Origin of the sequence: Thiohalobacter sp. COW1 (assembly GCF_016629505.1) — a bacterium.
GTDB classification, from domain to species: Bacteria; Pseudomonadota; Gammaproteobacteria; order Thiohalobacterales; family Thiohalobacteraceae; genus Thiohalobacter; species Thiohalobacter thiocyanaticus_A.
Genome location: NZ_AP024239.1, coordinates 1,981,615 through 1,993,275, shown reverse-complemented (window position 1 = coordinate 1,993,275; position 11,661 = coordinate 1,981,615). Strand labels below are relative to the sequence as shown.

General features: G+C 63.9%; 13 protein-coding genes. 4 read left to right on the top strand and 9 right to left on the bottom strand.

Translation table 11 applies throughout. The features are described 5' to 3' along the window. Positions 1 to 303 carry a hypothetical protein gene (locus COW1_RS09315; protein WP_201343989.1) on the bottom strand — a complete coding sequence of 101 codons (303 nt, stop codon included), beginning with the start codon at positions 301 to 303 and terminating at the stop codon, positions 1 to 3. 127 nt (positions 304 to 430) lie between these two features. On the opposite strand from COW1_RS09315, the gene xthA reads away from it, so the two are divergent. Then, the gene (gene xthA / locus COW1_RS09310) at positions 431 to 1,255 is read left to right on the top strand and encodes an exodeoxyribonuclease III (protein ID WP_096365010.1); all 825 of its coding nucleotides are present in this window, start codon (positions 431 to 433) and stop codon (positions 1,253 to 1,255) included. 121 nt (positions 1,256 to 1,376) lie between these two features. Further along, a complete protein-coding gene (locus COW1_RS09305) occupies positions 1,377 to 2,792 on the top strand; it encodes an HDOD domain-containing protein (protein ID WP_201343988.1) in 1,416 nt (471 codons plus the stop codon). Between the two features lie 18 nt (positions 2,793 to 2,810). On the opposite strand, the gene COW1_RS09300 is transcribed toward COW1_RS09305, so the two are convergent. The 5 genes from COW1_RS09300 to trmH all read right to left on the bottom strand — a co-directional run bounded on the left by COW1_RS09300 (position 2,811) and on the right by trmH (position 5,457). After that, positions 2,811 to 3,335, bottom strand: coding sequence for a metallophosphoesterase (locus tag COW1_RS09300; RefSeq protein ID WP_201343987.1), 525 nt, complete (start codon positions 3,333 to 3,335; stop codon positions 2,811 to 2,813). Positions 3,336 to 3,342: 7 nt separating this feature from the next. Continuing rightward, a complete protein-coding gene (locus COW1_RS09295) occupies positions 3,343 to 3,810 on the bottom strand; it encodes an LEA type 2 family protein (protein WP_201343986.1) in 468 nt (155 codons plus the stop codon). A 122-nt stretch (positions 3,811 to 3,932) separates the two neighbouring features. After that, entirely contained in the window at positions 3,933 to 4,106 is a 174-nt protein-coding gene (locus COW1_RS09290; RefSeq protein WP_157745343.1) for a hypothetical protein, read from the bottom strand. Between the two features lie 137 nt (positions 4,107 to 4,243). After that, the gene (locus tag COW1_RS09285) at positions 4,244 to 4,750 is read right to left on the bottom strand and encodes a YhcB family protein (protein ID WP_201343985.1); all 507 of its coding nucleotides are present in this window, start codon (positions 4,748 to 4,750) and stop codon (positions 4,244 to 4,246) included. A gap of 8 nt (positions 4,751 to 4,758) precedes the next feature. Next, positions 4,759 to 5,457 (bottom strand): tRNA (guanosine(18)-2'-O)-methyltransferase TrmH, encoded by a 699-nt coding sequence (gene trmH / locus COW1_RS09280; protein WP_201343984.1) that lies wholly within the window; start codon positions 5,455 to 5,457, stop codon positions 4,759 to 4,761. A gap of 142 nt (positions 5,458 to 5,599) precedes the next feature. Between trmH and COW1_RS09275 the strand changes: the two genes are divergently transcribed. Beyond that, on the top strand, positions 5,600 to 6,544 hold the full coding sequence (locus COW1_RS09275) for an HPP family protein (RefSeq protein ID WP_201343983.1): 945 nt from the start codon (positions 5,600 to 5,602) through the stop codon (positions 6,542 to 6,544). Positions 6,545 to 6,579: 35 nt separating this feature from the next. Here COW1_RS09275 and COW1_RS09270 read toward each other — a convergent pair whose 3' ends face one another. Further along, the gene (locus tag COW1_RS09270) at positions 6,580 to 7,548 is read right to left on the bottom strand and encodes a D-2-hydroxyacid dehydrogenase (RefSeq protein WP_096365025.1); all 969 of its coding nucleotides are present in this window, start codon (positions 7,546 to 7,548) and stop codon (positions 6,580 to 6,582) included. Positions 7,549 to 7,702: 154 nt separating this feature from the next. Between COW1_RS09270 and COW1_RS09265 the strand changes: the two genes are divergently transcribed. Further along, entirely contained in the window at positions 7,703 to 9,328 is a 1,626-nt protein-coding gene (locus COW1_RS09265) for a methyl-accepting chemotaxis protein (RefSeq protein ID WP_201343982.1), read from the top strand. Between the two features lie 51 nt (positions 9,329 to 9,379). Here COW1_RS09265 and COW1_RS09260 read toward each other — a convergent pair whose 3' ends face one another. Beyond that, positions 9,380 to 9,913 carry a response regulator transcription factor gene (locus COW1_RS09260; protein ID WP_096365029.1) on the bottom strand — a complete coding sequence of 178 codons (534 nt, stop codon included), beginning with the start codon at positions 9,911 to 9,913 and terminating at the stop codon, positions 9,380 to 9,382. Between the two features lie 14 nt (positions 9,914 to 9,927). Continuing rightward, positions 9,928 to 11,211, bottom strand: coding sequence for an ATP-binding protein (locus COW1_RS09255; protein ID WP_096365031.1), 1,284 nt, complete (start codon positions 11,209 to 11,211; stop codon positions 9,928 to 9,930). Positions 11,212 to 11,661 lie beyond the last annotated feature (450 nt).

The following is an 11,661-nucleotide window of genomic DNA, read 5'->3' as shown; positions in this document are numbered from 1 at the left end:
CTACGCCCCCGTCCCCATTACCTCCTGCGTTTCCCGGTAGCCCACCTCGTAACCGTGCGTATGGGCCTTGCCCCAGGGCAGCAGGGCCTGGTCGGTGACCAGGTCTGCGGGGTCGGGGCTGATGCCGGCAGCGCGGATGGCATCACTGTGGCCGTGTTCGATCAGTCCGGCCAGCATGCCGTTGGCATAGCCGCGGTTGTACCACAGCTGGGCATCCTCGCTGTGGTGTTCGAATCCTTCGGTTTCCGCATACAGCCTGGCAACCAGCTGCAGCAGCCGCTCCAGTATCTCCTCACTCCTCACTCCTCACTCCTCACTCCTCACTTCTGACGCGGCCCGGCATTCTACGCCGGGGGCCCCGGGGATTGGTATCCCCCGCTCCGGCACAGGTAGAATGACCGCTCCCGACGGCAGGCAACAGGCAAAGCTTATGGCCAAACTCAAGCTGGTTTCCTTCAATGTCAACGGCATCCGGGCGCGGATGCACCAGTTGCAGGCATTGCGCGAGATCCATGCGCCGGCTGTCATCGGGCTGCAGGAGACCAAGGTCCAGGATCCGGACTTCCCCGTCGATGCCGTGAGCGAACTGGGCTACGAGGTCCATTATCACGGCCAGAAGAGTCATTATGGCGTGGCCCTGCTGTCGCGCCTGCCGGTCAAGGCCGCCCGCTGCGGTTATCCCTTCGATGGCGAGGATGCCCAGCGCCGGGTGGTGAGCGGCACCTACGCACTGCCCGGCGGCGACGAGATCACGGTCGTCAATGCCTATTTCCCGCAGGGCGAGAATCGCGACCACGCCGTGAAGTTCCCGGCCAAACGCCGGTTCTATGCCGACATGCTCAAGTACCTGGAGCAGGAATATTCCCCCGGACAGAACCTGGTGCTGATGGGGGACATGAATGTCGCGCCGCTGGATCAGGATATCGGCATCGGGCCGGACAATGCCAAACGCTGGCTGCGCGAGGGCAAGACCAGCTTCCTGCCCGAGGAGCGCGAGTGGTACCAGAAACTCATCGACTGGGGACTGGTGGACAGCTTCCGCGGCTGCCATCCGGACACCGACGATCTGTTCAGCTGGTTCGACTACCGCAGCCGCGGCTTCGAGCGTGATCCCCGGCGTGGCCTGCGCATCGATCTCGTGCTCGCCACCCCGCCATTGATGGAGCGCTGTGTGGACGCCGGTATCGACTATGATATCCGCGCCATGGACAAGCCCTCGGATCACTGTCCGGTGTGGGTGGAGATTGAAGGGTGAGCAGTGAGGGGGTGGTTGCCTCCTCTTCACCCCGTGCCGGAATTCTGTGATCCCGACGCGGTTTCCCGCCGCGTTTCCTGCTATCTTAAGCCCGGTATATCCCATTGCCGGCGAGGACGGTATGAATCCGGAACTGGCCAACCGCATCCAGACCTATCTGGAAACCCGGGGCATTGCCTACCGCCTGCATGCCCATTCCCCGACCGAAACCCTGGCCGAGGCGGCCGAACGCAGTCAGCTGGGACTGCAATGCCTGGTGCGCGCGGTGCTGCTGAGCGATGCCCGGGGTCTGGTGCTGGCCGTGCTCCCGGCCAATCACCTGCTGGACTTTCACGCCATCCGTGAATGCCTGGGGCGTGACCTGCAGCCGGTGGACCGGCCGGTCGCCGCCAGCACCTTCGCCGACTGCGAAAGCGGTTCCGTGCCGCCGATCGGCGCTCCCTATGGCCTGACAACCCTGGTGCATACCGCGGTGTTCACGCAGCCCACGGTCTGTTTCGAGCCGGGTCTGCACGACCGTCTGGTATGCATGACGGGCGAGGCTTTCACCGAACTGCACCGCGACAGCCAGCGTGCCGAAATCGCCCGTCCCCTGTCGGTGCTGGAGAGTCGGGACGTGCGTGAATTCACCCTGCCGGGCCAGTGGGAGCGCATGCCTGCCCTGCAGGGGCTGCATCCGGTCGACGATATTCGCGAGCGCATCACCGCCATCGATCGCCTGCCGGCCATGCCGGCCATGGCGCGCCGACTGCTGCGGCTGCGCAATGATCCGGCAGCCGATGTACAGGATCTGGTCGAGGTTGTTTCGGGGGATCCCAGTCTCACCGCTCAGATCCTGCGCTATGCCCGGTCGGGCTTTTTCAACTACACCGGGCGGGTGGATACACTGGATCAGGCCATCACCCGGGTGCTGGGGTTCGAGACGGTGCTCAACATGGCGCTGGGTCTGGCCGCCAGCAAGACCTTCCGCAATCCCGCCGACGGCCCGCTGGGGCTGCAGGCCTTCTGGCGCCATGCCGCCTACGGTGCGGCCCTGGCCCAGGGTATCGCCAGCCGCTACGGACGCAGGCTCGATCTCAAACCGGGGGTGGCCTATCTGGCCGGATTGCTGCACAACTTCGGTTTCCTGCTGCTCGGGCACCTGTACCGGTCCGAGTTCTTCCTGCTCAACAAGGTGGTGGCGGCCAATCCCCACATCCCGGTGGTGCTGATAGAGCGCCGCCTCATCGGTGCAAGCCATACCGAGTTGGGCGCTCGCCTGATGCAGGAGTGGGCGATGCCGGAGCCGGTGGTGACCGCCTTGCGTGAACATCACAACGAGATGTACAGCGGCGTCCATGATGCCTATGCCGGTCTGGTCTATCTGGTGGACTGGCTGCTGCGGCGCGAGGGGCTGGGGGATGGTGCCGAGGGCGAACCGCCCACAGCGGTACTGACACGCCTCGGGCTGGAGTTGGAGCAACTCGATGAACTGGTCGAGACCTGCCTCCATGAGCGTCAGGGACTGGATGCAATGGCGCGACAGCTGGCGGCCTGACCGGCGTTCTGCGCCGGATTATTCTCCCTGCCGCGTCAGCGGCGGAAAGCGCTGCGGCTCCAGCCGCCAACGCCGTGGCCCGGCGATCAGCACGATGAATGACGGTCCGCCGTAAGTGCGGCTGCGACCCGCCGCCCCGGGATTGATCACCCAGGGTTCGACCGCGTCGTCGCAGGCCAGGCGATGGCTGTGGCCATAGACGATGGCCCGGGCGCGCGGATAACTGCCTCGCAGTCGCTGGTGGCGTTGCGCCGCGCTGCGGCACCGGTGCCCGTGAACCGCCACCAACTCGCCGCCGGGCAGCGCCAGCGTGATCTCCCACTCCAGGTTGTCCAGCTGCATCCGTTCAGCCGCCGGCCATTTCGCGGGTATATCATTGTTGCCGCGAATGGCGACCACTTCACCCGAGCGCGGCCGCAGCTGATCGAGCACCTGCGCGCTGCCGATGTCACCGGCATGCACCGCCAGGTCGCAGCGCGCAACCCGTTCGGCGATGCGCGGGTCCAGGTAACCATGGGTGTCGGCGAGCAGGGCAATGCGCATGCCGGCGCTAGCGGGGATTGAGAGCAAGTTCACCGCGCTGGCTGAACGGCAGCGGGGCGCGCAGGCCCTGCAGGCTGATGCTGCCTTCCAGGGCATAGCTGAAGGCCTCGCCGTCGCCGGGGCTGCGCAGCTGTTCGTAGATGCGCAGCAGGTTGCTGACCACGCTCACCGTGATTACCTGCTCGCCGTAGGCGGGCAGCGTTTCCAGATCGCGGCTCACGCCGGTGGCGAACTCGCGACCGTTGAGAAGCAGCCGGTAGCTCATCCCGCTGATGGGCAGATCGAAGTTGTTCGGGTTCTGGATGCGCAGGTGCAGGAGATAGCGTTGCTCGAACAGGGTGGCTTCGACCAGCTGCAGGTTGTTCAGGCTGACGCTGGGTGCCTCGGGCCGGGTGAGAAAATGACTGCAGCCGGCAAGAAGCAACAGCAGGGCGAGAGCCGGCAGCGAACAGCGATGGGGGCGGCAGCGGGGCATGGCGACGTCCTCGTCAGTGCGGAGTGTCCGCAATTCTTCGCGGACCCTTTCATCGGGATAATAAACGAGGCCGGGGCCGGTTGCAGCCCCGCGGGCGGGAACAGGAACGGGGCGCGGCGGCCCTATTCGTCAGCGAAGACGTCGAACAGATGCTGGCGCAGCAGTTCGGCCTCGCGGCGTTCTTCCAGGCGGCGCCGGGCAACGGCCTGACGCAGTGCGTTGGAACTCACCTTGCCCTTGTGCTTCCTGGCCGGCGCGGTGGATGAAACGGAGGTGGTATGACGTTTCGGGCTCATGGCGTCCTCCCCGGTTGCTGGGTCGAAACGGCAAATACACGCACACTTTCATGGTGGCGTCATGAGGTATATCGGTCAAGCGCGTTTCCGCCTTTAGGCCGGCCGGAAAACACCGGGATTCCGAGGCCCTGTACCGGTCAGCCGCGCTCGCGCGGCTGTTTGTCCAGTTCCGCGCGGTCGGCCTCGGAGAGATAGGGCGAGTCGCCCAGCATGGCATTGTCGTCGTCACTGTCCGCGCTGCGAGGTGTCTGCGCGGGCTGCGCCGCAGTGTCGTTGTCGCCGTTCCCGGCGGTGGCCGCGCCGCTGTCGCCACGTTCGGCCAGGCGGGGCCGGGTGTCGGGGTTCTGCAGCGCGGGCGGCTGCTCTCCGCACAGATCCTGTGAACTGGCGGCCAGATGCCGATAGACCTCGCGGTAGCGTTCGGTCATGTCCTCGAACAGTTCCGCGGTCTTCTGGAAATGCTGGTTGACCTTCTGCTTGTACTGGTCGAGTTCCTCGCGGCTGCGCTCAAGTTCGGCCTGGAGGTTGCGGGCCCGGGAGTCCTGATTCAGCCACAGATAACTCACCAGGAAGCCGCTTACCAGACCGAGCAGCAGTGCGATCAGCAGCAGTGACCAGAAGGTGAACTCGTTGATGGCTTCCATGTTGCTCCTTAATTTTTGTCTGCCTGTGGGGTAAGGGTGCGCCTGACCTGTTCCGGAACAGGATCCAGCAGGACGCCATCGTCGCCGATGCGCGGGTAGGGCAGTCCCAGGCCGTCATAGCGCTGCGCCAGGCGTGGATACCCCCAGCGGAACAGCAGCCGTGCCCGCAGTTCCGGATCAAGGCGGGGTGTGTCATAGCAGCCCGCCTGTTCGCGCTGGCGCTGTGCCTCATAGAGTATCACTGCCGCGGCCACGGAGACATTCAGCGACGCGACCATACCCGCCATGGGGATGGTGATCTCGGCATCCGCCAGCGCCAGGGCCTGGTCGCTGACGCCGTATTTTTCCGTTCCCATGAGGATCGCGGTCGGTCTGCTGTAGTCGATCCGGCGGAAGTCGCGGGCGCGCTCCGACAGGTGAGCGGCGACCACCTGGAAGCCGCGCGCCTGCAGGGCATCGACCGCATCGGCGGTGGCGGCATGGTTGTGGATCCGGACCCATTTCTGACTGCCCATGGCCGTGCCCTTACGGCTGCGATAAGGTCGGTCGGGACTGACGGCATGCATGTCCAGCACCCCCACAGCATCGGCCGTACGCTGGATTGCAGACAGATTGTGGGGTTTATGCACGCCTTCCAGGATCAGGGTCAGGTCGGGCTGGCGGCGCTTGAGCACCTCGAGGATGCGGTGATAACGGGCTGGGGTCATGGTCGGGTCGGATTGGTTTCGTGCAGCAGAGTTGATGTATATTAGATGAATAAAATATTGTGATGGATTCATTATACTGCCCGGACGCCTCCCGGTCCCGGAGGGAGGCGTTTGTGCGGGCGACAAGTTCTGAGGCCTGAAGATGAAAGCAATTGCGCGTGTGCTGGGCATCGATGCCGATACCACCGGCCACATGGAGAAACTGATCTCCGGTGTGGGCGGTTTTCTCGGCATCATCTGCATTATGTGGCTGACCGCGCCACTGGCCGATGCCCAGGGTTTCCCGCTGATAATTGCTTCCATGGGTGCTTCGGCCGTACTGCTGTTCGCCGCGCCGCACGGCAAGCTGTCCCAGCCCTGGAATCTGCTTGCCGGGCATGGCGTATCGGCCGTGATCGGCGTATTCGTCGCCCAGCAGGTCGAGCCGCTGCTGCTGGCCGGATCCCTGGCGGTTGGCGGTGCAATCACGGTGATGTACTACCTGCGCGCCACCCACCCGCCGGGCGGCGCCACGGCGCTGGTGGCCGTGATCGGCGGCGAGTCCATCCGTGAGCTGGGCTACCTCTACGTCCTCACCCCCATCCTGATCAATGCCGTGATCATCCTTGCCGTCGCCGTGCTGGTGAATGCCGCATTTCACTGGCGGCGCTATCCACCCGGCCTGTACCAGCTGTTCGAGCGCAAATCCGAGGCCGGACGCGATGTGCCGCCGGCCTCGGACCTGGAGGAATTCGATCTTGCGGATCTGGACTATGCCCTGGGCCGTATCGGTTCCTACATCGATGTCAGCGAGGACGACCTCGCCACCATCTATCGCCTGGCGCGGGAGCATGCCGATACCCGGCACGTCCCGCTCGATTCCATCCGGGTCGGGAGTTACTACTCCAACGGTGACTACGGCCATCACTGGTCGGTACGCCAGGTGGTGGATACCGACGAGCGCCCCGGCGGCGAGGGCCTGGTGATCTACAAGACCGTGGCGGGCAGGGACCGGCGTCAGAGCGGGACCTGCACCCGGGACGAGTTTGCCCGTTGGGCGAAATACGAGGTATTTCTCAACGAGAACTCCTGGCAGCGGGTTACGTAGCCTTCTCTGATCGTGTGTCCTCCGCCTCGCAGCCGTCAGATGACCCGATTGCGGCTGTCGCCCGCCTGAAACGCCTCGATGTTGGCCTGCAGTTCGTCGATCAGACGCTGGCGTGCCTCGCGCGCGGCCCAGGCCACGTGCGGGGTGACGATCAGGTTGGGCAGGTCGGCGGTGAGCAGCGGATGCCGTGCCGGCGGCGGTTCACTGGCCAGCACGTCCAGCGCCGCGCCGCCCAGCTGCCCTGACTGCAGGGCTGCGAGCAGGGCGTCTTCATCCACGATGCCGCCGCGGGCGGTATTGATCAGCAGGGCGTGCCGCGGCATGCGCCGCAGTGCTGCCGCATCGATCAGTCCCTGCGTATGCGGCGTCAACGGGCAGTGCAGGGAAAGCACATCCGCCGTTTGCAGTACCGTGGGGAAAGGCGTGCGCCCGGGGCGCGGCTGCGCTGCCCCCGGACGTTCACTGATCAGTACATGCATGCCGAAGGCCTCGCCCAGCCGCGCCACGGCATGCCCCAGTTCCCCGTAGCCCACGATGCCCAGCGTTCGCCCGGCCAGTTCCCCGACCGGATAGTCCAGCACGCAGAAGTGCAGCGACTGCGACCATGTGTCGCGTGCCGCCCGGCGGTGCTCGCTCAGCCGCCGCGTCAGGCTCAGGATCAGAGCGAAGGTGTGTTCGGCCACGGACGGCGTGGCGTAGGCGGTGACATTGCATACCCCGATCCCGAGCCGGCGCGCGGCCTCGAGATCCACATTGTTGGTCCCGGTGGCGGCCACGCAGATCAGCTGCAGCCGGCTGGCCGCGAGTGCATCGGCATCCAGCGGGCACTTGTTGGTAATGGCAAGATCGCGCCCGGACAGACGCGCCGCCAGTTGATCCGGTCGGGTATGGTCGTGCAACTCCCACGCGGGCAGGCTGGCCAGCAGGCCATCCAGGCGCAGATCGCCGGGATGCAGGCTGTCAAGATCGAGGATCACGCCTTTGCGGCAGGCTGGGGTATCCATGGTCCTGTTCGGGCTTGGCTCATGGTCTGATTGTAACACTCGCGCCGGTGCCCCGGACATCAAGCTTCACGCCCGTCGGCCGATATCGGGGTCAACCGGACACCCTTCGTGGAACGAGCGCGGCAGACACGCGCAGCCTGACAGGAGAACGACAATGCACTGGCTCATGGGGAGCATTCGTAACAAGTTGCTACTGATTTCCGGCGGCGGCACCCTGCTGCTGCTGCTGGCGAGTTTCTTCGGGTTCGGGCAACTCAACGGGGCCATCGAGCGTTACCACCAGCTCAACGATGTTGAACTCATTCACGAACGTCTGGCTCAGCAGCTGGAATTGAGCTATCGGGAACAACAGCTGGCCTGGAGTCGGCTGCTGCTGCAGGCCGGCAGTGTCACGGAGCTGGAACGTCACTGGCTCGACTATCAGGCACTGGCGCAACGGGTGCGCGAGCAGGCCGACATCCTGGCCACGGAGATGGACGACTCCGAGATCCTGAGCCGCATCGAGGCCTTTCAGACCGATTATGAGCAGTGGGTTGCCGATCAGCATGCAGCGCTGCAGCTGCTGCGTCAGAACGGATTTGATGCTGATCGGGCGGGATTGACCACTGCTGCGGCAGACCAGCAGTTGACCACTCAGCTCGTTGGCCTGATCACCACCCTGCAGGACCGTACCCTGCAGACCAGTACGGCGGCCCGGGAGTCTGCCCGCGAAGGCTACCATCTCAGCCTCGGACTGATGGCAGTGGTGGTCGCGGTTGCTGCGGTCCTGTTCTTTGTCGGGGTGCAGACGCAGATTATCCGCCCGGCCCAGCATCTGGCCACCCGGCTCAAGGCCATCGCGACCGGGGATTTCACCGTCTCGGTGGATGTCACTCAACGTGACGAACTGGGTCAGATCGCCGATGCGGTGCGTGAGATCTGCGGTCACCTGGGCGAGATGGTGGGTGAGTTCTCACGCGTGTCCGCCACCCTGACCGGGGCCGCCGAGCAGCTGGCAGTGATCACATCCCACACCCGTCAGGGCGTCAAGGAGCAGCAGAGCGAAACCGATCAGGTGGCCACGGCCATCAACCAGATGACGGCCAGTGTACAGGAAGTGGCACAGAGCACCGTTTCCGCCGCCGAGGCGGCCAGCAATGCCGACAGCGAGGTCGGCAACGGCCAGCAGGTGGTGCGCGAGACGGTCCAGGCCATCAATGCGCTGGCTGCCGATGTCCGCCAGGGCGCGACGGTCATCGCCAAGCTGGACTCCGACAGCGAAACCATCGGCACCGTGCTGGACGTGATCCGCGGCATTGCCGAACAGACCAATCTCCTGGCGCTCAATGCCGCCATCGAGGCCGCGCGGGCCGGCGAGCAGGGGCGCGGCTTTGCCGTGGTGGCCGACGAGGTGCGGACCCTGGCCCAGCGTACCCAGGAATCCACCGAGGAGATCCAGGCCATGATCGAGCGTCTGCAGGGCGGCGCGCGTGAAGCGGTGGAGGTCATGGAGCGCAGCCGCAGCCAGGCCGAATCCAGCGTCGAGCAGGCCTCTCGGGCCGATCAGTCACTGCAGTCGATCCAGGCCGCGGTGGCCACCATCCACAACATGAGCACCCAGATCGCCAGCGCTGCCGAGGAACAGGGCGCGGTGGCCGAGGAGATCAACTGCAACATCAGCAACATCACCGAGGTGGTCGGTCGTACCGCCGATGAGGCCGAGCAGATTGCCGCTTCGAGTCAGGATCTGAATACGCTGTCGGGTGACCTGCAGGCCGTGGTGGGCAGATTCCGGATCTGACGTTGCGAGAGCCCGCATGCCCGGATCCGGCAGGCCCAGCCGCCGCAGGAACTACTCGCGAACCGGGAATTTCTGCAGCTTGCGCTGCAGGGTGCGACGGTGCATGCCCAGGGCGCGGGCGGTAGCGGAGATGTTGTAATCGTGCTCGTGCAGCACACGTTGTATGTATTCCCATTCAAGGCGGCGTGGTGGCAGCGGCGTGATTGCAGGCATCACAGCGGAGTCGCCTTCGCGCTGAGCGAACGCTGCGATCAGATCGTCAGGGTCGGTGGGTTTGGTCAGATATTGTATGGCTCCCAATTTGATGGCTTCGACAGCCGTCGCGATACTTGCATAGCCGGTAAGTACCACGATCCGCATCTGCGGGTCGTGGCGACACAGTTTCTCGACCACAGGCAGCCCCGAAAATTCGCCGAGTCGCAGGTCAACGACTGCGTATGTCGGCGCGAGTTTCTTTACAAGCCGCAGTGCGTCTTGCGGTGTGTGCGCACAACCCACTTCGAAGCCGTTCCGTTCCAGGGCCCGTCCCAGGGCCACGCAGAAGGCCTCGTCGTCATCGATCAGCGCAAGTCGCTCCCGCCCCATGTTCGGTTCCTCGGCTAGACGCTGCTGTCGTTCAGCTGCAGACAGGGGAGTTGAATGCGAGTGCATAATCCGCCGCCATCACGGTTGAACAGGGTGACATAGCCTCCGAGTCTGCTGATGACGGCATGGGCCAGGAACAAACCGAGTCCCATGCCTTCGGGTTTGGTGGTGAACGGCTCCTTGCCGACACGTTGCTTCGCCTCGGAAGTGAGGCCGGCTCCCCGGTCGAGAATCTCCATGATGAGTTCATCCTGATCTATGTGCGCCCGCCATTCCACCTGATCGGGTGATGCCTGTGCAGCGTTGTCGAGGATGTTGATCAGTGCCTGGTTCAGCATACGGTCGACCATAATCGGGGCAGTGCGGCACTGGTCCTCCCAGTGGGTGTGGACGAAGGTGTCCGGTTGTGATCGCTTCCATTCCCGGAGCAGTTGCTGCAGGAACAGGTCGGCCCGCATCGGACCGCCGCCTGCAAGACGTATCTCTCCGGCCGATGCGGAAAGGGTCGATAGTGCGGCCTTGCAACGCTCAACCTGAGTGCCCAGTGTCGCGAGTCTCTGGCGTATCTGGGGGCAGGCGTCGGTGCAATCCTCCTGTAGGTCAGCCGTAATGAGCGACACGGTGGCGAGGGGTGTGCTCAGTTCGTGTGCAGTCGTGGCCGCCAGCATGCCTCTGGCGACCATCTGCTCGTCGCGTAGCGCCTGTTCTCGTGCACATGCAAGGTCGTCAGCCTGCTGGCGCATTGTCTTGCCCATGCCGACAACGAAGTAGGCGATTAGTCCGGAACTCAGCACAAACCCCAGCCACATCCCGAGGACATGCATGTCGAATGAGCTCGAGCCCCCGTGTGCATGTGTCAGGTCAACATGGTAACGCATGAGAAATGTGTAGCAAATCACGGTTGCGCCGGCCAGGGCCCAGGTATAGCGGCCGGGGAGCAGGGTCGCCGAGATGGTCAGCGGCAGCAGGAACAACAGGACAAACGGATTACTGGCGCCGCCGGAAAAGTAGAGCAGGGCGCTCAGCGCGATCACATCCACCAGCAGGTGACTGAAGAAATCCGGTTGTATCCGATGCCACTGTCGCTGCAGTGCATACCAGGCCAGGAAATTGAACAGGGTAAGTGCGGCGATGATTGTACTGATGGGGAGAATCGGCAGCCGGATGTCGAGGAGTTCGACCGCGATGATCACAGCGGTGACCTGTCCGGTGATGGCGATGGTGCGCAGAGTGAATAAGCGTTTGAGGTTCGCTGTCTGCGAGACCATGCCGGTTGGTTGTGTGTTGTCTGGCCTCATTGTGTGCCTGCGTGTTACCCGTTGACCCGGAAGCCGCGGCGCATGCGTTGGCACCGATTATGGGTGTCCGTTACTGCTACCTGCGATATGATCCATGTAACCGCCAAACAATACAACTTCCCTTAAGACCATGCTGGTTGAACCACGGTCCGTTCCCAGGCGGATCGATCAGCCGTCGCTGGCCTGCGTGTTTGTCGCTTCCTGACTGACGTAATCGTGCATGGACTGCGACACTATGTCGCATAGGCAGGCGGTCGGTTTTGAGTTAGATTTTTCACCGCAGGCATAAATCCAATCGGAACAACAGCTTTGTTCCATTCCGGAGCGGGTTTGTGTTTGTGCGTTCCTTACTGAAACTGAGTTGACAGGGGCCGCGTTTGCAGGAGTGCCTGTCGGCATAAGGGATGGATCTGAGGTTGGTAACTCTATCACTACGACCAAGGTGAAAAG